General features: G+C 72.0%; 19 protein-coding genes. 14 read left to right on the top strand and 5 right to left on the bottom strand.

The genetic code is table 11. The features are described from left to right. Both DJ75_RS05520 and DJ75_RS05515 read right to left on the bottom strand, forming a co-directional pair. On the bottom strand, window positions 1-882 hold an 882-nt coding region (locus tag DJ75_RS05520; protein ID WP_217900373.1), incomplete at its 3' end, for a PKD domain-containing protein. A gap of 128 nt (window positions 883-1,010) precedes the next feature. After that, entirely contained in the window at window positions 1,011-7,184 is a 6,174-nt protein-coding gene (locus DJ75_RS05515) for a malectin domain-containing carbohydrate-binding protein (protein WP_094523308.1), read from the bottom strand. Window positions 7,185-7,797: 613 nt separating this feature from the next. On the opposite strand from DJ75_RS05515, the gene DJ75_RS05510 reads away from it, so the two are divergent. After that, window positions 7,798-10,197, top strand: a complete 2,400-nt coding sequence (locus DJ75_RS05510; protein ID WP_094523306.1) for a type II/IV secretion system ATPase subunit — start codon at window positions 7,798-7,800, stop codon at window positions 10,195-10,197. Next, entirely contained in the window at window positions 10,194-12,176 is a 1,983-nt protein-coding gene (locus DJ75_RS05505; protein ID WP_094523304.1) for a type II secretion system F family protein, read from the top strand. Before DJ75_RS05510 ends, DJ75_RS05505 begins: the two co-directional genes overlap by 4 nt. Before the next feature lie 7 nt (window positions 12,177-12,183). On the opposite strand, the gene DJ75_RS05500 is transcribed toward DJ75_RS05505, so the two are convergent. Both DJ75_RS05500 and DJ75_RS05495 read right to left on the bottom strand, forming a co-directional pair. Then, on the bottom strand, window positions 12,184-12,831 hold the full coding sequence (locus tag DJ75_RS05500; RefSeq protein ID WP_094523302.1) for a TrkA family potassium uptake protein: 648 nt from the start codon (window positions 12,829-12,831) through the stop codon (window positions 12,184-12,186). Window position 12,832: 1 nt separating this feature from the next. Then, window positions 12,833-14,263, bottom strand: a complete 1,431-nt coding sequence (locus DJ75_RS05495) for an APC family permease (protein ID WP_394338270.1) — start codon at window positions 14,261-14,263, stop codon at window positions 12,833-12,835. Between the two features lie 343 nt (window positions 14,264-14,606). Between DJ75_RS05495 and DJ75_RS05490 the strand changes: the two genes are divergently transcribed. Beyond that, window positions 14,607-15,272 (top strand): TrkA family potassium uptake protein, encoded by a 666-nt coding sequence (locus DJ75_RS05490; RefSeq protein WP_094523298.1) that lies wholly within the window; start codon window positions 14,607-14,609, stop codon window positions 15,270-15,272. A 38-nt stretch (window positions 15,273-15,310) separates the two neighbouring features. Here the strand turns inward: DJ75_RS05490 and DJ75_RS05485 are convergent, their stop codons facing one another. Next, entirely contained in the window at window positions 15,311-15,760 is a 450-nt protein-coding gene (locus DJ75_RS05485) for a pyridoxamine 5'-phosphate oxidase family protein (protein ID WP_094523296.1), read from the bottom strand. Between the two features lie 121 nt (window positions 15,761-15,881). On the opposite strand from DJ75_RS05485, the gene DJ75_RS05480 reads away from it, so the two are divergent. The 11 genes from DJ75_RS05480 to DJ75_RS05430 form a co-directional block, all read left to right on the top strand. Then, complete coding sequence (locus tag DJ75_RS05480) at window positions 15,882-16,268, top strand: nuclear transport factor 2 family protein (protein ID WP_094523294.1); 387 nt, start codon at window positions 15,882-15,884, stop codon at window positions 16,266-16,268. Between the two features lie 118 nt (window positions 16,269-16,386). After that, on the top strand, window positions 16,387-17,520 hold the full coding sequence (locus DJ75_RS05475; protein ID WP_094523292.1) for an ATP-binding protein: 1,134 nt from the start codon (window positions 16,387-16,389) through the stop codon (window positions 17,518-17,520). A 137-nt stretch (window positions 17,521-17,657) separates the two neighbouring features. Beyond that, complete coding sequence (locus DJ75_RS05470; protein WP_094523290.1) at window positions 17,658-18,761, top strand: nicotinate-nucleotide--dimethylbenzimidazole phosphoribosyltransferase; 1,104 nt, start codon at window positions 17,658-17,660, stop codon at window positions 18,759-18,761. Further along, window positions 18,758-20,065: a cobyrinic acid a,c-diamide synthase gene (locus tag DJ75_RS05465; protein WP_094523288.1), complete on the top strand. Its 1,308-nt coding sequence runs from the start codon at window positions 18,758-18,760 to the stop codon at window positions 20,063-20,065. Before DJ75_RS05470 ends, DJ75_RS05465 begins: the two co-directional genes overlap by 4 nt. A 5-nt stretch (window positions 20,066-20,070) precedes the next feature. Next, window positions 20,071-21,084 carry a CobD/CbiB family cobalamin biosynthesis protein gene (locus tag DJ75_RS05460; RefSeq protein WP_094523286.1) on the top strand — a complete coding sequence of 338 codons (1,014 nt, stop codon included), beginning with the start codon at window positions 20,071-20,073 and terminating at the stop codon, window positions 21,082-21,084. Then, window positions 21,081-21,851: an adenosylcobinamide-GDP ribazoletransferase gene (cobS, locus tag DJ75_RS05455; RefSeq protein WP_094523284.1), complete on the top strand. Its 771-nt coding sequence runs from the start codon at window positions 21,081-21,083 to the stop codon at window positions 21,849-21,851. The genes DJ75_RS05460 and cobS overlap by 4 nt, the downstream gene beginning before the upstream one ends. Beyond that, the gene (locus DJ75_RS05450) at window positions 21,851-22,495 is read left to right on the top strand and encodes an NTP transferase domain-containing protein (RefSeq protein WP_094523310.1); all 645 of its coding nucleotides are present in this window, start codon (window positions 21,851-21,853) and stop codon (window positions 22,493-22,495) included. Before cobS ends, DJ75_RS05450 begins: the two co-directional genes overlap by 1 nt. A gap of 10 nt (window positions 22,496-22,505) precedes the next feature. Next, a complete protein-coding gene (locus DJ75_RS05445; RefSeq protein ID WP_094523282.1) occupies window positions 22,506-23,642 on the top strand; it encodes an aminotransferase class I/II-fold pyridoxal phosphate-dependent enzyme in 1,137 nt (378 codons plus the stop codon). Then, window positions 23,635-24,408, top strand: coding sequence for an adenosylcobinamide amidohydrolase (locus tag DJ75_RS05440; protein ID WP_094523280.1), 774 nt, complete (start codon window positions 23,635-23,637; stop codon window positions 24,406-24,408). The genes DJ75_RS05445 and DJ75_RS05440 overlap by 8 nt, the downstream gene beginning before the upstream one ends. Then, window positions 24,405-25,157 carry a cob(I)yrinic acid a,c-diamide adenosyltransferase gene (locus DJ75_RS05435; protein ID WP_094523278.1) on the top strand — a complete coding sequence of 251 codons (753 nt, stop codon included), beginning with the start codon at window positions 24,405-24,407 and terminating at the stop codon, window positions 25,155-25,157. The genes DJ75_RS05440 and DJ75_RS05435 overlap by 4 nt, the downstream gene beginning before the upstream one ends. Before the next feature lie 24 nt (window positions 25,158-25,181). Next, window positions 25,182-26,637: cobyric acid synthase (locus DJ75_RS05430; protein ID WP_141211981.1), on the top strand; the 1,456-nt coding region annotated here is incomplete at its 3' end.

The raw sequence follows: 26,637 nt of genomic DNA, 5'->3' as shown, positions 1-26,637 counted from the left end.
GACGGTCGCGGTCACGGAGGCGTCGTCGCCCTGCGTGACCGGTGACTCGGCGTTCAGGCTCGAGACCTGGAAGCTCGCCGGATCGGGCGCCTCGCTCACGGAGACCGTCTGGGTCGCCGTGTCGGTGGCGCCGTCGTCGTCGGTGACGGTCAGCGCAACCTCGTAGTCGCCCGCGGCGTCGTACGTGTGACTGGCCGACGCGCCGGTGGCGGTCGTGCCGTCATCGAACTCCCACTCGTAGCTCTCGATCGAGCCGTCCGCGTCGCTGGAGCCGGAGGCGTCGAAGCTCACCTGCTCGCCGACCTGCGCGCTCGACGGGCCGCTAACGGCGGCCGTCGGTGCCGTGTTCGGGTCCGTGACGGTCACGGTGGCGCTATCGGTCTGAGAGATGGTGTAGGGAGTACCACCCTCGTCACCGAACTCCAAGATCTGGTCTGGCCCACCAGCCTCGGCCGGCGAGACGATCGACAATGAAGTCGTGCCGGGTGACTGGCCTTCGAGTGTGACGGTCAGTACGGTGACTGCACCGGTGTCAGTGGTGTTGTCGAACGCGTAGAGAACGTTCGCCGAGGACCCGTCGTTCGAAATCGAGGGCTGGGAATTCCCGGGCGACTCACCCGCACTGATGCCAGTGATCTCCGCGACAGCCGGATCGCTGAGTTGGATGCCGATCTGTCCGGAACCGACGCCGCCGTCGGCATCGTCGAGGACGACTTGGACGGTCGTCGTCTCGCCGGGTGTGAGGTCTGATTGAGCGGGCGATACGCTGAGTGTCGTCACCCCGGCCGCACTCGCGACGCCACCGACCATCGAGAGGACGGTGAGCGTCGCCAGTAGGACCGCGAGCGTTCTGGTATACCGGTTTGCTGTGTTATCGTTCATTATTTTTCGTCGTTGGGGTTCGGTTCGAACCAGTTCTTGCGGTCGAAACACGGGATTCGGACTGAGAATCCTCTGGAGTACCCGCGTCGCGTCGGAGTGTCGAGTCGAAAGACTGTGACATGGAGTGATCAGCTCCCTCCGACGAGTTCGGCGAACAGCGCCTGAGCGTCACTGGTGGTGACGTTTCCGTCGCTGTTGAAGTCGAACGCGTCCGCATCGTCCTGGACAGTCGGGCTATTCAAGTTGGCGAACAGTGCCTGTGCGTCGGTCGTGGTCACGTTCCCGTCGCCGTTGACGTCCTCGTAGACGCCGTCGCCGTCCGGGTCGGTCGGCGCGTCGCTGAAGTTGCCGACCGGCCCCGGGCCGTCGTCCGGTTCCCCGAGCGACTCGACCCTGACGGCGCTGATCTTCGCGTTGTCGTTGGTCGCCGCGAAGTCGACGTTCAGCGTGCCGTCGGTCACCTCGACCGTGTACGTCTTGTCCGACGCGTTCGCCGGACCGACCTCGGAGTAGATGTCGTACTCCGTGAGGACCTGCTGGCCCTCGACCGTCACGTCGAACAGCCGGTCGTTCTCGTCGGTCCCGTCGGTCGGTCCCGTGGAGTCCGGGTCGTCGCTCGAGGAGACGCCTTGGTAGATCTCGGCGAACTGGAGCGTCACCTCGTAGGTGCCGTTATCGACGGCCGCGGAGACGTTCGGCGCGCTCGGGGTGTCCTGCGCGCTGCTGCCGTACAGCTCGTTCTGATAGAGCGTCTCGTCGTCGGTACCGCCGATCGCCAGGTCCGACGGGATCCCGGCGTCGCCCGCGGTGGTCTCCGACCCGCCGGTGAAGACGCCCGCGGTGCCGCTGGAGACGTACTCCGTCCCGTCCGCGGCCGTGTAGGCCGGGCCGCCGGCGTTGACCGCGAGTTCGACCTCGCCGTCCTGATTCGGTTCGTCGACGTGGACGGCGAACTCCTCGGTCGCGGTCGCCTGGCCGTCGTCGGCGGTGACCGTGACCGTGTAGGAGCCGACCGTCCCGTCGCCGGGCGCGATCGTCAGCGTGTCGTCGGCGTCGTCGACCGTGACGAAGCCGGGGCCGCTCACCGACAGCGTCGGGTCGTCGTCGGCGTCGGCGTCGGAGACGGGCACGTCGACCGTGGCCGACTCGCCCTCGGTGACGCCCTGGTCGGTGATCGCGCCGATCGTCGGCGGGTCGTTGGGCTCGGTCGGTTCGAGCTCCAAGACGACCGCGTTCGAGGCGAGACCGGTCTCGCCCTCGCCGTCCTCCGCGGCGGCGACGAAGTAGTTCAACCCCCCGTTTTCCGCGGAGTCGGTCAGCGTGACGGGCACCGTCGCGGTGCCGTCCTGTCCGACCGTCGTCGTGTACTCCTCGACTTGGACGGCGTTGTTGGCCTCGTACTCCTCAACGTCGTAGCCGGGCGTGCCGTCGTAGTCGGGCACCTCGATCAGGTTCAGTTCGCCCTCGATCCGCAGGAGCGTGACTGTCTCGCCGGGCTGACCGTCGATCGTGACGGTCTGGTTCGCCGCCGCGACCGTCGCGGCGCTGTGCCGGGCATCGAGGGCACCCGCGTCCAGCGGGACCCCCTCGACGCCGATCGTCGGCGCCGGCGCCACGTCGGCGTCGGCGACCCCCTGCGAGCCGCCCGCACTGCCGTCGCTGAACACGCTCGTCTCCGCGGTCGCCCCGTCGGCGAACGCGGCCGTCATCGTCGATCCGGACAGCTCCAGCCCCGAAATAGGTCCGGCCTCGCCGCTCTGGGCGCTCGAGCCGCCCTTGATGCTGGTCGGGTCGTTATCGATGGCGAACGCGAACGATTCGCCGGGCTGGAAGTCGTCGAACGTGACCGTGATCACGTCGTAGCCGTCGGACCCGTTGACGCCGTTGTGCGGGACCGAGACGCTCCCGTCGACCAGGCCCACGGTGCTCGCACCGCTCCCGGGCGTGAAGCCCTTCGCACCTTGGTCACCGGCTGTGCCGTCCGGATCGGAGACAACATCGGGGAAGGCAGCCGTGCTCAGGTCGAGCGTGACTTCCTCGATGTCCTCGTCGCCGGTGTTGGTGATCTCGTACGACCCGTCGTCGTAGGTCGTCGCATCGATCCCCTCGCCGGCGTCCACCGTCAGCGTCGCCTCGCCGTCGGTCGGGCCGGTCTGGGCCTCCGTCACCTTGATCGCGGAGACCTTCGCGTTGTCGGCGCTGGCGGTGAAGTCGACGTTCAGCGTGCCGTCGGTCACTTCGACCGTGTACGTCTTGTCGGTCGCGTTCAGCGCCCCGACATCGGCGTGGATGTCGTACTCCGTGAGGAGCTCTTGGCCCTCGATCGACGCGCTGAACACGCGGTCGCCGGTCTGATCGCTGTCGCCGTCGTTCGAGGAGACGCCCTGGTAGATCTCGGCGAACTGGAGCGTCACCTCGTAGGTACCGTTGTCGACCGGGACGTCGTAGCCGAAGTTCCCGCCGTTCTCGCCGCCGAACCGCTCGCTCGTGTAGAGCGGATCGTCGTCGGTACCGTCGATCTGTATGTCCGAGGGGATACCGGCGTCGCCCGCGGTGGTCGTGTCCCCGCCGTCGAAGTAGTCGTCGGCGGCGTAGGTCGTCCCGTCGCTGGCGGTGTACTCGGTGCCGCCGGCGTTGATCGCCGCGACGACCGCTCCGGTCGACGTGTCGCCGTCGGTGTCCTCGACGGTGACGGTCACCGTGTCGGTGTCGGCGGCGTCGCCGTCGGAGACCTCGACCTCGAACGTCAGCGTCGTCTCCGCGGAGACGGCCGGCGCCGCGAACGTCGGCTGCGCGCCGTCTTGGACGCTCAAGCCGACGCCGGGGCCGCCGGTCTGGGTCCACGAGTAGCCTAGCGTGTCGTCGGCGTCGGGGTCCGACGACCCGGACGCGTCGAGGGTCACCGTCTGCCCCTCGTCGACAGTCTGATCCGCGCCCGCGTCGGCCGTCGGCGGCGTGTTCGCCCCGACGGCGGTGACGGTCAGTCGGTCCCACGAGGCCGAGAACGTCTCGTCGGCCTGGTTGGCCGTGCTGATGATCCCGACCGCGGTGCCCACTTCGACCGAGTTCCCCGAGGCGTCGGTGATGGAGTTGTTTGCGAACCAGCTCTCGGGCGCCGCGAACGTCTCGCCGAACTCGACCGTCTCGGTTCCGTTGACCGAGTAGGCGGCCGTCACGGCCGCGTCCGCGGAGCCGTCGTTCGGCGTCGGATCGGTGGTCGGGTCGACCGTCAGGTAGAGGTCGATCTCCTGGCCGCTCCCGACCACACCGGGCTCGGAGAGCACCACGGAACTGCTGTCGGCAACCGTCCCGCCCTCTTCGAGCAGGAACTGGACGCCGCCGTTCGGGTTCCCGCTGGCGTCCTGGGCCGAGGCGACCAGTTTGACATAGTTCTTCTGGTCGCCGGTCCCGACCTGCATCCCGGCGGCCTGGTAGTTCTCGGGCGTCATGTCGTCGGGGAACGGCGCCTCGACGGTCGTCCGGACGACGAACGGCTCGTCCGGCGCGTCGACGCCGTACTGGAACGCGTACGCCTGAGAGTTCTGGTCCGTGTACGCGTCGCCGAACGGCACGGCGTCGACCGAGAATTTCTCGGTCGCGCCGCCGGCGCGGACCTGTGAACCGTCGTACAGGTCGGCGTAGTCCGTCCCGTTCGTCATCAGGCCGGAGAATCCGAGACCGAACAGCGACTGCGGGTACTGCCCCGCCGCGAACTGCCGGTCGACCGGGACAGTGGTGTCGAGCCCGTTCTGTGGGTCGATCGCGAACGGGTCCTCGGTGTCCGGGATCCCGTCGTTGTCGTCGTCGGGATCGAGCGAGTCGGGATTCCCGTCCTGATCCCTGTCCTCGGGCTGTGAGGCCTGCGAACAGGGGTCGGTCCCGACCGCGTTCTCGTCGGCGTTCGTGTAGCCGTCGCCGTCGGCGTCACCGTCCGGGTCGTACTCCGGCGAACTCGGATCGTTGGCCGTACACGTCCCACCGACCGAGCCGTCGTAGTCGTTCGGTTCGAACACCGTGACGTCGTTGCTACCGTAGGTAGCCCCCCAGACGGTGCCCGGGAACGGCCCCTCATCGTCCTGCGCGTGAACGTCGAGCGGATTGTTCCCGATGTTCTCGAAGATGTCTTCGGTGTCGGTGGCCTCGGTGCCGTCGGCGTTCAGTTCGACGCGCTTGACGTCACCGGAGTTCCACATCGCCAGCAGCAGGTCGCCCTGCATCGCGCCGCCGAAGTTCGACGCCTCGTAGACGTCCATCCCCTGCGGGGTCGGGCCGTACGTCTCCAGCGCGGCGCTGGGGTTGTCGCCGGCGGGGTCGCGGTAGTCGCAGTTCACCGCGTCGTGGAGCCCGCTCTCGACCGCGCCGCCGAACTCGCTGGTCGCGTTCCCGCGCGTCGGGTTCGGGTGCCCGCCGTAGTAGTCCTCGCCGTCGACGTGGTAGACGCCCGGCGGGGAGAACTCGTCCTGCTCGTTCTCTGCGTTCGTACACGTTCCCGCGGGGCCCTCGTTCACGACCACGCCGCCCCAGCCGGGGTTCGCGCCGTTGTCGGTCGAGTACAGCTGCCCCTCGGAGTTCAGCGCGATGTCGTACGGGTTCCGCCACCCGGGCGAGTACACGTCGACCGGGCCGTTCGAGACCCACTTCGCCATGTTATCGCCGTCCTGACCGCCGAACGGTCCGGCGGTCGACGTCGACGACGGATCCAGCGTCGGCAGGTCGTAGACGTACGACGCGTCGGTGTTGGCGGCGTTCTTCTCCGACATCGAGTCGATCTGGTCGAGGTCGACCGAGATGATCGACGCCGAGAGCGCGTACTCGGGCGTGTACGCGAAGTTGTTCGACGGGGCGCCCTTGTTCGTGTGGCCGCCCTGTGCGACGTACAGCACGTTCTCCTCCGCGTCGTACTGGACGCCGTTGCTGGCGTGGTTCTCCTCCGAGCGCGGGAGGCCGCGCACGAGCATCTCGTGGTCCCAGCTCCCGTCGCCCTGCTGGGTCAGCCGCGAGACGACGCCGGAGTTGGTGTCGAGTCCCACGTCGTTCCCGCCGCCGCCGGCGCCGATCCGCGGGTCGCTCGACGTGACGTACATCACCGGCGCCGAGGCCGTCCCCTCGACGGTGAGGCCCGTCACCTGACGGTTGGTGACGCCCGGGTTGTACTCGCCGTCGTCGTCGTGGTTCGGGAGGTCCTGAACGGCCGTGATGACCTCGGCGTCGGTCGCCTCGTAGTCGTTCGGTCCGTTCCGAGTAATCTCGAAGGCCTTGATCTCCCCGCTCTGCTGGGAGACGTACAGCCGACCGTCCGGGCCGAAGTCGAGCGACGTCGGGTTCCCGAGGTTGACGTCGAGACCGCTGACGCCGAACCCGACGGGCACGTCGCTCGCGCCCTCACCGGTCAAGTCGGCCGTCAGCGGGGAGTTACTCCCCGTATGGGTGACCTCCAGCGTCGCCGCCTTCGGCTGTGCGTCCGACGGGGTGAACGTCACCGGGACGTCGGCGGACTCGCCGGGAGCCAGGGTCGACTGTGACGCCGACCCGGTCGAGAACTCGTCGGCGTCGGACCCCGTCACCGAGACGTCCGTGATGTCGATGTCCGGATCGCCGCTTCCGCCGAGGTTGGTGAGCGTCACGGTCTCGGTGCCGCTGTCACCGGTGACGACCGTACTGAAGTCGACCTCGCTCGGCCCGCCGAGCGTGTCCGGCTCCGGCTCGGACTCAACGATCTCGATCGCGTTGATCTGGGGATTCTCGGTCACGTGCGCGAAGTCGATATCAATCGTCCCGTCGCTCGTGACGTTGAAAGACACCATTCCGGCGGTCTGGTCGCCGTACTCGTCGATCGGGTCAAAGCCCTCGACGGTCTGATCCTCGACGCTGACGTCGAAGACGCGGTCGCCCGGGGCGCTGGTCCCCTCGTATCCGTCGTAGAAGTACAGCCGGACCTCGACCTGCTGGCCCGACTGGACGTCAAACTCGTACTGCAGTTCGTCGCCGTCCTCGGGTTCCCAACGTTCGGAGGTCCAGATCCCCGACGGCGTTCCGGCCGGAACGGAGTCGTCGATCGCGCTCGGTGCGGGGTTCGTCGACGTCTCGTCCTCACCGCCGACGAGATACTGATCGGCGCTTACCCAGTCCGGTCCGCCGTCGATCGACGAGACCGTATCTCCGCCCGCGTTCACGCGGTGAACGACGTCGCCGGGGGCCGCGGCGGCCCCGCCGGGTATCGCGGCCGTGCCCGCGATCATCGACATCACCATTACCACCGCGAACAGTACCGCGAACGCCTGTTCTCTGCCCGCTCGGCTCATCCTCGCGGGCCTCCTGTTCGACCGATCGTGTTTGTTGGGGTATATATCATCGCTCTCATCCCCGCCGAAGCGACCGCGCGTCGGCGGAACGGAGAACTCTACAGTAGGCCGATAATTAACTAGAAACAGAATAATCAGATGTGTTAGTTTTCAGGCTCTCCTCGATGACGCGTGTGATACCCCTGAAAGGGCGTCTGAAGACGCCTTCAGAACGGGCCTCGACTCCGTCCACCGGCGGTCGAGGGGATCCGAGGGCTTCCGCCGAAATCGCGTGACTGCGGGGGGATACCGATTCGATTCAGCGATCGTTTCTCGACGACAATACCGAAGCGTTCCGTCAAAGTTCCGTTAGAGAGGTGATACCGGCGGATCAAGGAACTCCTGCGAGGCGGTCGTCGGCCGACTCCGCTTTCCGCGGAGACGAGAGCCGATCGAGCCGCGGCGCGCCCCGCTGACGGTCGCCCGAACGTTTCCCAAAAATGAAACGACATATCAGAGATGATATAAATTCTTAAATCGGGGAGACGGCCACCCGCGAACGACTGGCGATGCCGAAGCCGCAACCAACGTCCGCGACACCGACGAGGGCGCCGCCCCTGCGAGGAACGGGACCGTGAGCGACGCGCCGACGCTCCGGATCGTCGACGAGCCGAACGACGACTCCGACGACGCGGTGCCCGCGCCGGTCCCGCCTGACGACCCCGAGGCGTGGTACGCGCCCGACGTGCGGGCGCAGTACGAGGCCGCGCCGGGCGTCGTCGCCACGGTCCGCGAGCGCGACGGCGGCCGGTTCGGCTACGACGTGCGCGAGCCGCCGCTGTCGCCCGCCGACGAGGAGGCGTTAGCGCGCGTCCGCGACCACTTCTCCGCGGTCCGGCACCGCCGACCGCTCACCCGCGTCGGGGTCGTCGAGCGGGCCGGGCGGGGGTTCGAGCCGAAGTACGACCGCGCCCTCGACCGCCTGCTCGACGCGAGCGCCGCCGCGCGCCGCCGGATCGACTACCGCGCGCTGCGGGACCTCCGGCTGCTCGGCGACGTGACGCCGCTCGCCTTGGACGACCGGATCGAGGTGGCCGACGTGGGCGACGAGCGCGAGCTGGTCGTCCACACCGAGACGTTCGCGCCGCTGGAGACGGGGATCGACGTCGACGCCGACTACGTCGAGCGGGTCGCCGCCGAGCGGCTCGCGCAGTACGCGGTCGGCTTCGCCGGCCTCTCCGTCGAGGTGGTCGTCTACCGCGAGCGCCTGCTCGGCTCCGACGCGTTCGAGACGAAGTACGCCGTCCTCGAGCCCGACCTCCTCCCGGGCGACGAGGCGCTGATCGAGGAGTGCAAAGAGCGGATCTGGGAGACGACAGTCAACGGCGCCGTCGACGACCGCGAGGCGTTCGTCGCCGAACACGCCCGGCGGTTCCTCTCGCGGCGGCTCACCGCGCGCAACACCCGGGCGTGGCTCGACGCGGCCGCCCACCGCGCCCGGTCCGCGCTGGCCGACCGGGGGCTCGCCGTGCCGCCGGTCGACTCGCGGTACGCCCGCGACCGCCTCGACGACCTGGCGTACTACGTGCTGCGCGACTTCGTCGGCGAGGGGATCCTCACAGTGCCGATCCGGGACCCGAACCTGGAGGACGTCGAGGCGAACCGCGTCGGCGAGCGCGTGAAGGTGGTCCCGCGCGCCTCGGTCCTGCGGAGGGCGGACGGCGAGGACGGCGCCGGGGGAGTCGAAACCGACCGCGGCGGCCCGGCCCCGGACGCGGGCGCCCGGGTCCCCACCAACCTCGCGTTCGAGGACGAGACGACGTTCGTCAACGTCGTCACGGCGCTCGCGGCCCGGGACGGCACCGAGCTCAACGCCGCCACCCCGTCGGCGAAGGTGAACCTCGACGTCGACGGCGTCGACGAGACGGTCCGGTGCGCGGTGGCGCTGCCCGTCATCTCCGCCGACGGGCCCCACGTCTCGATCCGGAAGCAGAGCGCGGACGCGATGACGCCGGTCGACCTGATCGACCGCGGGACGCTCTCGACCGAGCTGGTCACGCTGCTGTGGCTGCTGTACGAGCACCGCGGCGTCGTCCTCTTCGCGGGGCCGACCGGCGTCGGCAAGACCACCCTGCTGAACGCCCACACCCCCTTCATCCCGTTCGACGACCGACCGGTGTCGATCGACGAGGGGTCCCGCGAGGTCCGACTCCCGCACGAGACCGGGGTGTCGCTCACGACCCGCGAGCACGAGGAGGCGTACAAGTCGGTGAGCATGTCGGAGCTGATGACGGAGGCCAACTACCTCAACCCGGACGTCGAGGTGATCGCCGAGATCAACACGCCCGCGAGCTTCGAGACGTTCGCGGAGACGCTCAACACGGGCCACGGCGTGATCGGCACGACCCACGCCGAGGACGTCGAGGCGCTCGTGAACCGCGTGGTCGAGCGGGGACTCCCGCCGTACCTCCTCCGCGAGATCGACCTCGTCGTCTTCCCCCGGCAGGTCGACGGCGAGCGGTACGTCTCGCGGGCGGTCGAACCCCTCTCCGCCGAGGAGTACGAGGCGCTCGACCCGGAGGCGAAGCGGAGCCCTACCGGAAACCCGAAACACGGCGGCGCCGGCGTCGTCGACAAGGGCGGTGAGGCGGTGTACTTCAACACGCTCGCGTGGCGCGACGCCGACGGCGCGTTCCGGTTCCCGGGCGCGCCCGAAGCCGACGCGGCGGCCGCGCCGGGCGACGAGCCGCGCCTCCGGGCGTTCGAGCGGATCGCCGACCACACCGACCGCGAGGTCGACGCCGTGCGATCGGAGTTCCTCGCCAAGCGCCGGTACGTCGAGTACCTCGTCCGAGAGGGCGTCCGCGACGTCGACGCGCTGTTCGAGTTCCTCGCCGACCTCCGGACCGACGAGGCCGCGACCGTCGAGCGCGCGGCGCGGACGATGGATCGGACGGGCGATGGGAGCGAACGGACTGATGAGAGCGAACGGACTGACGAGAGCGAACGGACTGACGGGCGGAGGGAGCCGTGAGCGGAGGGCCGGCGACCGACGGCGACGGCGGGAGCCCGGGACTCGGAAGGGCCGTCGACGCCGCCGACGCCGACGGCTTCCTGCGGAGCGGCCGGTCGTCTGCCGTCGATCGGGCCCTCTACGCGCTTTTCGCCCGACACGCGAGCGACCGGCGGCACGACGCCGACCGGAAGCGGTACCGCGGGACGGCGCTCGACACGGGGTTCGAGACGTATCTGTCCCGGGTGTACGGGCTCTCGTGGCTCGTCTGCCTGGCCGTCGCCGGACCGACCCTGCTCGTCGCGATGGGAGCGACGCCGGCGCTGCTCGCGGCCGTCGAGGGAGAGATAGGGGATGCCGCGCCGGTCGCGTCGCCCGAAGCGGTCGCCGTCGCGCTCGCCGGAGTCGTCGCGCTCCTCGCGAAGCGGGCGACGGTGCGGCTCGGCGGGCTCCACCTCCGGTGGCTCACGGCGACGCGCCGGACGGACATCGAGCGGACGCTCCCGGCCGCGGTCCGCTACCTCGAACTGCTCGCGTCCGGGAGCGACGGCCCCAGAGAGATGGTCGCGAAGACCGCCGCGAGCGACGCCTACGGCGGGACGGCCACCTCGCTGCGGAAGGCGCTCAACGCGGCGCGGCTCGCCGGGAGCCTCGACGAGGGGCTCCGGCGCGTCGCCCGCGACACGCCCTCGCGCGAGCTGCTCGCGCCGTTCCTGCTGAAGTTCCGTAAGCACGCGGCGACCGGCGACGCGGCGCTCGCGGAGTACCTCCGAACGGAGAGCCGGATGCTCGCGCACCGGCAGGACCGCGCCCGGAAGCGCGCCCGGCGGTTCTTAGAGCTCCTCACGGAGCTGTTCGTCGCCGTGCTGGTGCTGCCGGCGCTGCTCGTCATCGCCGCGACCGCGCTCACCGTGGTCGTCCCCGAACTCCTGCCGCCGGTCGAGACGCCGGTCGGGGTGGTCCCGACGCGGGCCGTCGTGCTGTACGGGGCCGTCGTCTTCCTGGTCGCCATCGGGCTCGCCGGCGCGGTCGCGGTCGGGACGCTCCGCCCGCCGAACCAGCGCGCGAGCTACGACCTCCCGGGGTCGCCGCGCGCGGTCGCCGCCTCGGTCGGCCGCAACCCGACGAGCGCCGCGGTCGTCTGCGCGCCGCCGGCCGCCCTGCTCGCGGTCGGCCTCGCGGTCGCGGAGTACACGCTCGTCAACGTGGTGCTGCTATCGTACGCGGCGTTCGCGATTCCCGTGGGGAGCGTCGCGGTCAGGCGGACCCGCATCGACGACGCGAAGGACCGGGAACTGGCCGACTTCGTCCACGCCGTCTCCGGGCACGTCGCGCACGGGCGCCCACTCCCGGACGCGGTCGCGGCCGTGGCCCGCGACGTCGACCTCGGGGTGCTCGACGACGACGTGGCCGACCTCGCGTTCGCGCTCGGGTCGACGACGGCGACCGGAGGGGTGCGGGCCGGAACCGGCGGGGGCGGCGAGGTCCGCGACGCCCGCGAGGCCGCCGACGTGCGCGCGGTCGCCATCGGCCGGTTCGTCGACCGGGTGGGAACGCCGCTGGCGGAGGGGACGCTCGGGCTCGTGACGGGCGCCCTGAACGCCGGCAGCGACGCCGACGCCGTCTTCGAGACGCTCCGGATCGAGGTTGGACAGCTGTACAGCGAGCAGCGCGCGCTCCGCTCGTCGATGCACCCGTACGTCGCGGTCGGCTGGGCGGCGGCCGCGCTGGTCGCCGGCGTCGTCGCCGTCGTCAACACGCAGGTGATCGACGCCGCGCGGCTCGCGGAGCTCGCCGGCGCCACCGACCTCGTGACGGAGCCGGAGACGGTCCACCCCAACCTCGAACGCTTCCGGCTGTACGTCGTCACGCAGGCGACGATGCTCGCGTCGGGCTGGTTCGCCGGCACCGCCTCCCGGGGACGCTACGAGGCGCTGCTTCACTCCGGGCTGCTCGTGGGCATCTGCTACGCCGTCTTCACGCTGGGCGGGCTCGTATAAACCAGAGCTACCCGCGCATCAGCTGGAGCACCTCGTCGACGACGCCCGGTTCGACGGCCACGACGTACCGGTGTCCCGGCGTCAGCGTCGTGTCCGGCTGCGAGATCCGGTTCCCGTCGTCGCCGGAGATGACGAGCGTGCCCGCCGGGAAGGCGACGTCCGCGAGCGTCCGCCCCGCGGCGGGCGCACCCTCGGCGACGCTGATCTCGAGGATCTCGACCGCTCCGGTGACGTCGGTCAACGCCTGGACCTCCTTCCCGGCGGTCTTGTTGGCCGCGACCCGCGCGCCCGCCGACTCGGGGTAGACGACGGCGTCCACGAACCGGTCGTACGTCCCGTCCGTCTCCCGATCGACGCGGGCGACCGTTCTGATCTCGTCCGTGAGCCGCGTGGCGAGGAGGCAGACTGCGAGGTTCAACCCTGTCAGCTCCGTCAGCGCGGCGATGGTGTCCGCGTCCTCGATTCCGGCCTGTTCGAGGATGTCCGGGTCGGAGGCGTCGCCGCGGATCACGGTCGCGATCCACGCGTCGGCGATCTCCTCGATGCGGTCTTCGTCCTGCTCGACGATGGTCACGTTCTCGTCGCGGGCGGCGAGCACCTCGGCCGTCTGGAAGCCGACGCGGCCGCCGCCGGCGATGATGATGTCTCGTGTCATGTCAGTCCTCGCTCGCTCCCTCCGCGGCCGGTTGGTCGGCGGTCGCCGCGGCCGTCTCGTCCTCAACAGTCCCCCGGGCCCGGTACCGGTTGAGCACGACGTACATCGCGGCGCCGGCGACCAGCCACCCGACGCTGAGCAGGAGCGCGAGGAGATCGGTCTGAATGAGAAAGCCGATCAGCACCACGGCGAGAATCCCGTTGAGACCGATCGCCAGTATCGGCGGAATCGGGTAGTATGGTATCTCGTACGGGCGGTTCATGTTCGGTCGCTCCCGCCGGAGCCGGATCACCGCGACGTTGACGATGATGAACGACAGCAGGAAAAACAGGCTCGACATGTTCCCCGCGCTCTGCGTGGGGAGGAAGACGGACCCGAGCATGACGACCGCGCTCAACAGCACCGCGACGAACGGGGTGCCGAACCGGTGGTGAATCCGGCCGATCGACGGCAGCAACTGGCCCTCGCGGCCCATCGAGAAGGCGACGCGCGAGGAGGCGATCACGACCGCGTTGAGCGCCGTGACCGTCGAGAACACCGCCCCGAAGACGATGAGCGCGCCGCCGTTCCGAATGACCGGTAGGCCGGTCGGCATGAACGACGTCGCCGCCGTCGCGATGCCGGCCTCGCCGGCGGCGGCGAGCTCCGAGGCGCCCAGCGTGCCGATCGCCACCGTCACGACCAACAGGTACACGACGACGGTGGCGCCGAGGCTGACGAAGATCGCCTTGGGGATGTTCTCGCGGGGGTTCTCGACCTCCTCGGTGACGGTGGTGATGAGGTCGTACCCCTCGAAGGCGATGAACGTCAGGCCCATCGCGGGGAGGATGCTGAACGCGCCGGACCCCTCCGGGAACAGCGGGTCGAAGTTCTGGAAGGTGAAGCTCGTCTCCCCGCCGCCGCCGGCAGAGAGGAACCCGAAGGCGACGAACACGACGAGGATGGACACCTTGACGATCGTGAACACCGTCTCGGCGCTGCCGCTCGCGGCGGTCGACGCCGCGTTCATCGCCACGAGCCCGGCGACCGCCGCGAACGCGAGGAGGAACTTCGCCGGAACCCCCACGCCGAGCAGCGGGAGCACCACCGCGCCGACTTGGTCCGGCGGCGCGACCACGCCGTACACGTGGAGCAGTTCGAGGAAGTTCGGCGCGAACCCCAGCGCGTACAGGGCGCCGGCGATCATGTACGCGAACCAGAGCATCCAGCCCATGATGAACGAGCCGAAGTCGTCGAATATCTCCCGCACGAACGCGTAGCCGCCTCCGCTCTTCGGGATCGCGGACGCCAGTTCCGCGTACGAGAGGCCGGTGAAGGCGGTCACGACCCCGTTCAACATGAAGACGAGCAGCGCGGCCGGACCGGATATCTCGGCCGCGAGGCCCGTGAGGACGAAGATACCCGCGCCGATCATCGCGCCCATCCCGATCATCGTCGCGTCCAGCAGGCCCAGTTCGGCCTCCGGTTCCCGCTGGTCGTGACTGCTCACGAGGTCTCCACCCGAGTTCGGCGTCCGAGACCGGTCATCGCGCGGCTGTACCAATTACCACGACTGCACGTACATTAATCTAATCCCGACAAATTCCGTACGTTCTCTCCGGGAACGACAGGACAAACGTGGCTACGATGTGGATCCCGCAATAATATTAATTAAATAATATATACGTGCAGCGGGGGACGACTCCCGCGTGGGGTCCGGCGTTCGCGGGGGAACTCGCCGCGTCGCCTATTTAAACGGCGTAACCTACAATTACCTGCGCGCGGTAGCCCGGCGAATGAGCACGGATCTACGGGTCGTGATCGTCGGCGGTCAACACGTCGGGTATCACGCCGCGCGGCGTCTCTCCGACCGCGGCCACGACGTGGTCGTCGTCGAGAAGGACCGCGAGCGGGTGGAGTTCCTGAGCGAGCAGTACGACGCGACGGTCATTCACGGCGACGGCGGCCGGCGGTCGATCCTGCGACAGGCCGGCCTCGACCGGAGCGACGTCGTCGCGGCGCTCACCGGGTACGGCGCGATGACGAACATCGGCATCTGCGCGATGGCGACGGAGATCGAACCCGATATCGGGACCGTCGCGCGGATCGACCACGGCGACAAAGAGGAGTACGCCGGGCTCGTCGACCGCGTCGTCTATCCGGAGGAGCTGGCCGCACACGCCGCGACCAACGAGATCGTCCACGTCGCGGGCGGCGGCGTCCGGACGATCGAGCAGGTGACGGGGGACCTCACGCTGCTCGAACTCACCGTGGCGGCCGACGCGCCGGTCGCGGGCCGAGAGCTCCGCGACGTCGCCTTCCCGCGGGGAGCCGTCGTCGTCGCCGGGCGAGACAGCAATCAGCTTCCGGGCCCGGAGATGGTGCTGGAGCCCGGCTTCCGGTACGTGGTCGCCGTCAAGACCGATATCAGCGACGAGGTCGTGCGACTGCTCAGGGGCTGAGGCCGAGCCGCCCGTCTCGGTCGTCCGAGGCGGCGCGATCACTGCCGTCCGACGGCTCGACCCGAACGGTCGCGGGCCTCCAGCGCCCAGACGTTGGGTTCGTCCCGAAACTCGTGTTCGGTGAGATGCGTCGCCTGATACGCGTTGTCCGCCATCGCCTCGCGCGCCGCGTCCCACTCCTCGCTCGCGATGCGATCGATCGGGCCGGCGGCGATCACGCTTCGCCACGAGCCGTCGGGGGCGACGTCGAAGACGGCGAAGCTCGCGACGTCCGACTGCGCCGCGTAGGTCTCCTTTCGGAGTTCGCTGGTCCCGCCGAGAAAGACGAAGTAGAGGGTGCCGTCCCCGTCGTACCCGAACGACAGCGGAACGCCGTACGGCACGCCGTCGGCGCTCGTCGACAGCACGCCGACACCGGCCTCTGTCAGCAGGTCGTCGATCGCGGCGTCGTCCATTTCGGTCCCCAGCAGCGCGTCGTACTGTGTCATGAGTCACCGACACACAGGGCTGTTATAAGAAGGCACACGAGGGTTCTCGGTCGATCGAAACGCGGGTCGAGAGCGACGACGTCCGAACGGGTTTTTCTCCGACGAATCCCAACCGATCGGTATGAACGCGCGCCGACGGATCGAGAGCTACTACGACGCGCTTCGCGCGGGCGAACCGCTCGGCCCGTACTTCGCGGAGTCCGGGTCCGGCGACGACGCGCTCGTGAAGTTCGGGATCTCCGAGCGCCTGGTCGGCGGCGACGAGATCCGCGCGGGGCTCCGGCGACAGACCGAGACGACGACCGACTGGACGGTGACGAGTCGCGCGCTCCGCGTCACCGAGCGCGACCGCCGCGCGTGGTTCAGCGACGACGTGTCGATGGCCTGGACCGACGCGGAGACGGGCGACCGACGCGCGTTCGAGACGCGCTGGAGCGGCGCGCTCGAACGCCGGGACGGCGAGTGGCGCTTCGTCGGAATGCACGTGAGCACGGCCGACGAGCTGTGACCGGGCCGGCGGTCCGGCGGGCCCGCGTTCGACCGCGGCGGCGCCGATGTCGGAGAGAGATATCAGCCGTGAGAACCTCGGGGGAGCGATCTTGTAGGATTCGACGATTTACCACCGTATGCATCTCTCCGAGTCGGCCAAGGCCCGCGTCAGGCTCTTTCTCATTCTTGGAATCGGCGTCGGGTTGGTCGCCCTCCACGTGGCGCACGCGGCGGGCGACCGGGAGAGCCTCCAGACGTTCCTGTCCGGGATCCTCATTCCGATGCTCTTCGGCCTCGGCGTCTTCGTCGGCGGTCTCTGGCTCCGGCGACGGGGGACGGACGGGAGACACGTGCTCCGCGTGGCGGGGTGGTGCGCGCTCGGCGCCGTCGCCCTGGCCGGCCAGACCGCCCTGATGACGGTGTACCAGCACGGGGAGGGCGTTGAGATGAGCCACCAGATCTACGTCTTCGTGAACGCCGCGTCGGGCGGCGCCGCGGTCGGGTTCGTCGTCGGCTTCTACGACAGCCGGCAGCGCGTCGCCCGGGAGACGTCGTCTCAGTTGAGCCGTCAGCTCGGCGTGCTCAACCGCGTGCTACGTCATGACATTCGAACGAACGCGAACCTGATCCACGGTCACGCCGAACTGCTCGCCGAGGACCTCGACGACGCCGAACGGGCGCGCATGGTCCAAGAGCAGTCGGCCGAGCTCGTGAAGATGGGGGACCAAGCGAGGGAGATCGAGCGTCTGTTACAGGAGGGCGACGTGGAGACCGAGCCCGTCGACGTCGCGTCGCTGGCCGAGACGAGCTGCGAGCAGGTCGCGCGGGAGCACCCGGAGGCGGACATCGACGTGTCGCTCCCCGACGAACTGGTCGTTCGGGCGCACCCGCTGGTGGAGTCAGCGCTGCGGAACGTGATCGAGAACGCCGTCGAACACAACGACAAGGAGACGCCGCGGGTCGCGATCGAGTCGCTCGACGGCGATCGACCGGGAACCGATCTCGTCGGCGTTCGAATCGCCGACAACGGCCCGGGTATCCCCGCCGGCGAGCGCGAGGTCTTCGAGCGAGGGTACGAGACGCCGCTCGAACACGCGAGCGGTCTCGGACTGTGGCTCGTCAACTGGATCGTCAGCGAGTCCGGCGGTCGGATCCGGTTCGAGGAGAACGAGCCGGAGGGGAGCGTGATCCGCCTGCGGTTCGAGCGGCCGCGGGCGGCCCGGTCGGACCGAGCGTCGAGCGCCCCGGCCGCCGGCGGGACCCCGTCCTGAGCGACGGCCGCTCGGTCGACGCCCCCGTCGGTAGCCGATCGATTAAAGTCGACTTGTGCTAACCAACCGCTAGTGGTCATCATCGACACCGCGACCGGCACAGGGGTTCGACCGGCGGGAGCCGCGGGGTGCGCCGCGTGAGCGACCCGACCCTCGTCGTCGTCGCGGGCGCGACCGAGACGGCCGCGATCGACGGTATCAGCGCCGCGGGCGCCGACCCGACGCTCCGGCGGCACACGCCCAGCGCCGACCTGGAGATCGTCGCCGACGGTCGACCCGGGCCCGACTCGCCGGTGCCGGTCAGCCCGTCCGGCTGCCCGACGCCCGCGGTCGTCACCCGGGCGGTCCGGGAGCTGGTCGGCGTCGACTTCGTCGGCGTCGACGCCGGCCTCGCCGTGCCGACCGCGCCGGCGGGGGCGGCCGTCCGCGACGCCGACGCGACGCCCGGCGGCGACGTCCGGACCGCCGAGCCCGTGCCGGACGCGGCGGCGGTCTTCGAGCGGGCGCGCGGGCTGGCGGGGACGATCGCCGGCGTGGGCGGAGACGGAAACGGAGACGGAGCTGGCGGCGCCGCCGCGGACGGCGGCGGCGATCCCGCCGAGCTCCTCGTCGCCGAGACGGTCCCCGGCGGCACGACGACCGCGCTCGGCGTCCTGACCGCGCTCGGCGAGCGCCCGGTCGTCTCCTCGTCGCTGGCGGCGAACCCGCTGGCGCGGAAGCGCGCGGTCGTCGAGGAGGGACTGGCCGCGAGCGGCCTCGACCCGGGCGACGCCGCGGGCGACCCCCTCGACGCGGTCCGGCTGATGGGCGACCCCGTGCTCGCGGCGGCGGCCGGCCTCGTCGTCGGCGCGGCCGAACGCGGGATCGACGTGACGCTGGCGGGCGGCACCCAGCTGGCGACGGTCGCCGCGCTGGCGCGGCACGCGGGGATCGAGCGGCGGCTCCCGCTGGCGACGACCGCGTTCGTCGCCGACGACCCGACGGCGGACGTCGCGGCGCTCGCCGACGACCTCGACCTGGCGCTGACCGCGACCGACCCCGGCTTCGACGCGAGCGACCGCCCGGCGATGCGGGCGTACGCCCGCGGCGAGGCGAAGGAGGGCGTCGGGATGGGCGGCGCGCTGGCGCTCGCCAAGCGCGCGGGCGTCTCGGATATCGCCCTGCGCGAGCGCGTCGCCGCCGTGACCGACCGACTGCTCGCCGAGCGCGACGGCGAATCGACCGCAGAGGGTGCGCCGTGAAGGGCGTCGTCCTCGGCGGCGTCGCCTCCGGCGTCGGCAAGACCGTCGCGACGCTCGCCGCGATCCGCGCGCTCGACGGTGCGGGGCACGCTGTCCAGCCGGCGAAGGCCGGCCCCGACTTCATCGACCCGAGCCACCACGAGCGCGTCGCGGGACGCCCCTCGCGCACGCTCGACCTGTGGCTGCAGGGCGAAGGCGGGCTCCGTCGGAACTACGCCCGCGGCGAGGGCGACGTCTGCGTCGTCGAGGGCGTGATGGGACTGTACGACGGCGACGGGTCGAGCACGGCCGCCGTCGCCGAGGCGCTCGACCTGCCGGTCGCCCTCGTCGTCGACGCGAGCGCGGGGATGGAGAGCGTCGCCGCGACCGCGCTCGGCTTCCGGGCGTACGCCGAGCGCGCCGGCCGCGACGTCGACGTCGCGGGGGTGATCGCCCAGCGCGCACACGGCGGGCGCCACGAAAACGGGATCCGCGAGGCGCTCCCGGACGAGCTGACCTACCTCGGACGGATCCCGCCGAACGACAACCTGGACGTCCCCGAGCGACACCTCGGGCTCCACATGGGCGACGAGTCGCCGGTCCCCGACGACGCGCTCGACGCGGCCGCGGAGGGGCTCCGAGTCGAGCGGCTGCTCGACGTCGCGCGGGAGCCGGCGGGAGTCGCCGAACCGAGCGAGAGGGCGGCACCGCCCGGCGACCGCCCCCGCGTCGCGGTCGCCCGCGACGAGGCCTTCCGGTTCGCGTACCCGGCGACGGTCGAGCGCCTGCGCGAGCGGGCGACCGTCGAGCCGTTCGCGCCGGTCGCGGGCGACCCACTCCCGCCCTGCGACGGCGTCTACCTCCCCGGCGGCTACCCGGAACTGCACGCCGCGGCCCTCGCGGAGGGCCCGGCGCTCGCCGATATCGCGGCCGCGGCCGCGGAGGGAGTCCCCGTGCTCGGCGAGTGCGGCGGGCTGATGGCGCTCGCCGAGTCGTTGACGACCGTCGAGGGCGAGACGCACGCGATGGCGGGCGTCCTCCCGGCCGACGTGGCGATGCGAGACCGCTATCAGGCGCTCGACCACGTCGAACTGCGGGCGCGGCGGGACGCGCCGACCGCGTCGGCGGGCGACGCCCTCCGGGGCCACGAGTTCCACTACTCCGACGCCGACGTCGCTGGCGACGCCAGGTTCGCCTTCGACGTGGAGCGCGGGACCGGGATCGACGGGGAGCACGACGGCCTGACCGAACACCGAACGCTCGGAACGTACTGTCACGTCCACCCGGAGAGCGGGGCGTTCGACGCGTTCCTCGACGGGCTCTGACCGCGATGTCGCTCTCCGCGCCCCTCGGCGTCGCCGTCGTCTTCCCGGCCCTCGCCGCGCTGGCGATCGCGGTCGCGCTCGACCTCGCGGTCGCGGAGCCGCCGGGCCGGGTCCACCCGGTCGCGCTATTCGGCTCGGTCGTCGAACCGGTCGACCGGTCGTGGTCGCGCCCGCGGCCGGTCGGCGTCGCGGCCGCGGTCGGCCTCCCGCTCCTCGCCGCGGTCGTCGGGGGCGGGGCCGTGTGGGCCGCCGCCGTCCTCCCCGTTCTCGGCGTCCCGGTCGCCGGCGCGCTCCTCTTCCCGCTCGTCAGCCTCCGGATGCTCCGCGAGGTCACCGCGGAGGTGGTCGCGCTGACCGAGAGCGATCCGGAGGCGGCCCGCGAGTCGATCCGGGCGCTCGTGGGGCGCGACGCGACCGACCTCTCGCCGGCGGCGCTCCGGAGCGCGGCGGTCGAGAGCGCGGCCGAGAACCTCGCCGACGGGTTCGTCGCGCCGCTCGCGGGGTTCGCGGGCGGCGCGACGGTCGGGCTGGCGGTCGCCCCGGCGTCGGCCCTCCCGCTCGCCGCGGGGGTCGCCGGCGCGGCGTGGGTGAAGGCCGTGAACACGCTCGACTCGATGCTCGGCTACCGGTCGAAGCCGGTCGGCCGGGCGAGCGCCCGGCTCGACGACGCCGTCATGTACCTCCCGGCCCGCGCGGCCGCGGCCTGTCTCGCTATCGCGGCCGGGTCGGTCGGGACGCTCTCGCGGGCCCGCTCGTGGGCGCGCGAGCCGGGATCGCCCAACTCCGGGTGGCCGATGGCGACCGCCGCGGCCGCGCTCGACGTGCGGCTGGCGAAGCCGGGTCACTACGCGCTCAATCCGGCCGCCGCGTCGCCGAGCGTCGCCGACGCGGAGCGGGCGGTCCGGCTCGTCGGCGTCGCCGGCGGCGTCGCCGTCGCGGGGGCGACGGGGTGGCTGCTCGCGGTCGGGTGGCTGCTGCCGAGCGACGGCCTCCTCTCCTCCGCGGGGGTGGTCGGATGACCGCGGCCGCGCTCCGGGGCGCGCTCGGCTTCCTCACGCGGGTCCCGGTCGGTCGGAGCGAGGCGGCGTGGGAGGCGTTCTCGGGGGCGCCGTGGACGCTCCCGGCCGTCGGCTACCTCGTCGGCGCGACCGTCTCGCTTCCCCTGCTCGCGCCCGCACCCGCGCCGACGGTCGCGCTGGCGTTCCCCCTCGCCGTCTACGCCGTGACCGGGATCACCCACCTCGACGGGGTCGCCGACCTCGGCGACGCGGCGGTCGTCCACGGCGGTCCCGCGGAGCGCCGAGAGGTCCTGAAAGACTCCGCGCTCGGCGTCGGCGGGACGGTCGCGCTCGTCGCCGTCGTCCTCGGGCTGGCGACCGCCGCGCTCGGGCTGGTCGGGGCGTCCGGGGCACCGGGTGCGGGCGGACCGCTCGTCGCCGCCGGAATCGTCGTCGCCGCCGAGGTGGGCGCGAAGGCCGCGACCGCGGCGCTCGTCTGCGTCGGCGACGCGGCCCACGAGGGGCTCGGGTCCGCGCTCGCGGACGGGGTCGGCCCCGGGGCGGCGCTCCCCGTCCTCGCGCTCGCCGCGCCCGCCGCGCTCCTCGCGTGGCCGCGGGTCCTCCCGGGGGTCGCCGCGCTCCTCGCCGCGCTGGCGACGGCGGCGCTGCTCCGCCGGTGGTCCCGGCGGCGGCTCGGCGGCGTCTCCGGCGACGTGCTGGGCGCGACGAACGAACTCGCGCGGGTCGCCGCGCTGCACGCGGGGGTGATCGCGTGGACGCGCTTCTGATGTGCGGCGGCCGCGGCACCCGCCTCGGCGGCGTGGCGGAGAAACCCCTGACTCCGGTCGCGGGGCGGCCGATGGTCGACCGGGCGCTCGACGCGCTCGCCGAGAGCCGCGTCGAGGCGGTGCACGCGGTCGTCTCGCCGCACGCGCCGGCGACGCGCGCGCATCTCGCCGACGAGCGCCCGGGACTCCGCGTGATCGACGCGCCGGGCGACGGCTACGTCGCCGACCTGCAGTACGCGATGGAGTCGGTCGGGCCGGGCGGAGCGCCCCTCCTGACCGTCGCCGCCGACCTCCCGCTCGTGGACGCCGCGGCCGTGAACGGCGCGATCGACGCCGCCAGAGCCGCCGGCGACGACGACGCGCCGGCGTCGCTCACCGTCTGCGTCCCGGCGTCGCGGAAGCGGGAGCTCGGCGTCAGCGCCGACGCGGCGACCGAGGTCGACGGCCGCGAGGTCGTCCCCGCGGGGATCAACGTCGTCGGGGGGAGCGGCGGGACCGGAAGCGACGACGAGAGCGCCGACGCCGCCGTCCACGTCACCGAGGACGCGCGGCTCGCCGTCAACGTCAACTACCCGTCGGACGTGCGGGTCGCCGAGCGGCTCCTCGCCGACGGGGAGGCGGACGACCGGGAGGCCGACGACTGAACCAGAACCCATGAACCTCGACACCGCGATCGACCTCGACCGCGCGCCCCACGGGAGCAGCGACGACCCCGATCTGTTGGACTTCTCGGCGAACACCAACCCGGAGGTCCCGGAGGGCGTCGAGGCGGTCTACCGCGAGGCGTTCGCCGACGCCAAGTCGTACCCCGCGGAGCCGCCGGCGGCGTTCCGCGAGGCCGCGGCCGGCTACGTCGGCTGCGACCCCGAGGCCGTGATCCCGGCGCCCGGCGGGCTCGCTGCGATCCGCGCGGCGGTCGCGCTCGCGGTCGACCCGGGCGACACCGCCCTCGTCCCGGCGCCGAGCTTCGGCGAGTACGCCCGCGAAGTCCGGCTGGAGGGCGGCGAACCCGCGTTCGTCTCGGCGGCCGAGGTCCTCGACGCCGACCCGAGCGACCACGCGCTCGCCGTCGTCTGTACCCCGAACAACCCGACCGGGGACGCGTACGACCGCGCGGCGCTGGAGCGGTTCGCGACGCGGTGCCGCGAGGCCGACACGCTCCTGCTCGTCGACGAGGCGTTCCTCGGGTTCACGGACCGCCCGTCGCTCGCGGGGACGGAGGGGGTCGTCGTCGCCCGGTCGCTGACGAAGCTGTTCGGCCTCCCCGGGATCCGGACCGGGTTCGCGGTCGCGACCGGCGAGGTCGGCGCGGCGCTGTCGAACGCCCGCCGCCCGTGGAACCTGAGCGCCCCGGCGCTCGCGACCGGCGCGTACTGCATGCGGCGGGAGGAGTTTATAATCGAGACCCGCGAGCGCGTCCGCACCGAGCGGGCCCGGATGGGCGAGGCCCTCGCCGAGCGCTACGACGTCTCCCCCTCGGACGCGCCGTTCCTGCTGGTCGATGTGGGGGCGACCGGTCGGTCGGCCGAGGCGGTCGTCGCGACGGCCCGCGAGCGTGGGGTCGCGGTCCGGGACGCGACCACCTTCCGCGGGCTCGGCTCGCACGTCAGGGTCGCGGTGCGCCGGCCGGCCGAGAACGACCGGCTGCTGGCGGCGCTGGGCGTCGGCGACGCGGAGACGGCCGACGCGGTGGCGACCGACGACACGGCCGAGGCGGCGGCGGCCGACGACACGGCCGACGCGGCGGCGACCGACGACACGACGACCGATCCGGAGGGCGACGATGTTTGAGGCGACCGTGCGCGACGGCGTCCTCCGCCTCCGACGCCCGGGGACGCGCTGGCTCTCGACCGGGTGGAACGGCGGGCGGTCGCGGACGGACGCCGCGTACAACGTCACCGTTCCCGAGGGGTTCGAGCGCACCGACCTCGGCGCGTACCGCGACGAGCGGCTGGCGCGGGCGGGGTTCGAAACCGAGGACGACGCGAGACGGGACGGCGAGAGCGACGCGGGGCGCGACGGCGACCCGCCGACCCTGTTCACCGGCGTCGCGATGGAGCACGCCCGCGGCGCGCGGCGCGGGCCGGTCGTCGCGTACGCGACCGTCGGGCTCTCGAACCCGGCGATGCTCCCGATGGACCCGGAGGGAGAGCCCGGGGACGGCGCTCGGGAGCGCGAGCCCGAGGCGGCGACCGAGGACCGCCCGCGACCCGGCACGGTCAACCTGATCGTCGGGACCACCCGGCGGCTCGCGCCCGGCGCCGCCGCGAACCTCGTCTCCGTCGCGGCCGAGGCGAAGGCGGCGACCCTGCTCGCGACCGCGGGCGTGCCGGGCACGACGAGCGACGCGGTCGCGGTCGCCGACGACCCGAACGGGGAGCCGGCGGCGTTCTCGGGCAGCGCCACGCCGGTCGGCGCGGCGGCCCGCGCCTGCGTCCGGGACGCGGTGCGCGCGAGCCTGCGGTCGCGGTACCCGGACGGCGACCTGCCCGGTCCGGCCGGCGACGCCGAACACGGCGTCGTCGCCGACGAGCGGGCGGAGGTCTTCGACCCATGACACACGACGACACAGACACCGACGGCGACGCGGACGTATCGACCGACGAGGAACCGACCGACGGCGACGAATCGGCGGCCGAGCACCCGGCGTCCCGGACTCCCGGCGGCGGCACGGCCCCCGAACCGGAGCCGATCGAGCCGGCCGCGCCCGAGGAGTTCGGGCTCGTGCAGGCCTGGTGGGGCGACGGGAAGGGGAAGACGACGGCGGCGATGGGGATGGGGTTCCGGGCCGCGGGGCACGGCTACCGCGTCCACATGCTCCAGCTCATGAAGGGGGGCGCGGACAGCGTCGAGGGCGTCAGGGGCGAGTACAACGCGATCGCCGCGATGCCGGGGTTCACCTACGAGAACGCCGGCCACTACGGCTGGCACGGACTGCTCGACGGCTCCGCGGACGGCGAGCACGAGGCGAAGGCCGCGGCCGCCTTCGAGCGCGCCGAGGCGCTCGTCGCCGGCGCCGCCGACGCGGACCTGACGGCGCCGCTCCCGCTCGACGGCGACCCCGACGACGGGGTCCACATGCTGATCGTCGACGAGCTGCTGTACGCGGCCGACCGCGGCCTCGTCGACCCTGGGGACGTGGTCGCGCTCGCGGAGTCGAAGCCGGACGGGCTCGAGCTCGTCCTCACCGGGAGCCACGCGGAGCCGGCGTACCTGGACGGCGTCGCCGACCTGATCACGAACGTCCGGAAGGTGGCGCACCCCTTCGACGCGGGACACCGGGCGCGGCGGGGGACGGAGTACTGACGTGACCGCCGACTTCCGACCCGGATGACCGACCCCGACGCCGAGACGGTCCTGATCGCCGGCACGGCGAGCCACGCCGGCAAGAGCACGCTGGCGGCCGGGCTCTGCCGGCACCTCGCGCGGAACGGGGTCTCGGTGGCGCCGTACAAGGCGCAGAACATGAGCAACAACGCCTGGGTCGCCTTGGCGCCGGACGGCGAGTGGGGCGAGATCGGCGTCTCCCAGCACGTGCAGGCCCGGGCCGCCCGGGTCCCGGCGACGACCGACATGAACCCCGTGCTGCTCAAGCCGCGCGGCGACGGCGAGAGCCAGCTGATCGTCGACGGCGAGGCGGTCGGCCACTACGCGGCCGGCGAGTACTACGAGTCGCACTGGGAGGCCGCCCGCGAGGCGGCGGTCGCGGCGCACCGCCGACTGGCGGCCGACCACGACGTGGTCGTCGCGGAGGGGGCGGGCAGCATCGCCGAGATCAACCTCCACGACCGGGACCTCGCGAACGTCGAGTGCGCCCGCTTCGCCGACGCCAGAATCGTGATCGCGGTCGACATCGAGCGCGGCGGCGCCTTCGCGAGCCTCTACGGCACCCTCGAACTCCTGCCGGACGACGTCCGCGAGCGCGTCGTCGGCGCGGTCATCACGAAGTTCCGCGGCGACCCCGCCCTCTTAGAGCCCGGCATCGCCGAGATCGAGGACCGGACGGGCGTCCCGATCGTCGGCGTGGTCCCGCACGACGACCCCGGCCTCCCCGCGGAGGACAGTCTCTCCCTCCCCGATCGGACCGAGGGTCGAGACGGCGGTGAGCCCGGCGTCCTCGGGGCCGACGACGGGGTCGCCGACGGCGACGCGGTCCGGATCGCCGTCCCGCGGCTCCCGCGGATCTCGAACTTCACCGACCTGGAGCCGCTGGCGCGCGAGCCGGGGGTTCGGGTGGCGTACGTCCCGCTCGACGCCTCCCGCGGCGGGACCGGCTCCCCCCTCGACGGCGCCGACGCGGTCGTCCTCCCCGGCTCGAAGAACACCGTCGACGACCTGCTCGCGCTCCGCGACGCCGGCTTCGACGACGCGCTCCGCGGGTTCGCGGGCCCGATCGTCGGCCTCTGCGGCGGCTACCAGCTCCTCGGCGAGCGGCTGACGAACGCCGGGGTCGAGGGGACCGGGGAGCGGACCGAGGTCGAGGGGGTCGGCGTCCTCCCGGTCGAGACGCGCTTCGAGACGGAGAAGCGCGTGGAGCGCGTGACGCGGTCGGTCGAGGGGGTCGGTCCGCTCGCGGGCGCCGCGGGGACCGCGACCGGCTACGAGATCCACATGGGTCGGTCGACGCCGACCGCGTCGGTCGCCTCCCCGCTGGGCCCGGAGAGCGCGGCGACCGACCGGGCGCTCGGAACGTACCTCCACGGGCTCTTCGAGAACGAGGGCGTCCGGGACGCGTTCGTCGAACGCGTCTTCGCCGCGGCGGGGAAGTCCCGCCCGGCGGGCGGGT

The organism is Halorubrum sp. Eb13 (assembly GCF_002252895.1).
GTDB lineage: Archaea > Halobacteriota > Halobacteria > Halobacteriales > Haloferacaceae > Halorubrum.
This window is presented reverse-complemented; position numbering and strand designations above follow the sequence as displayed.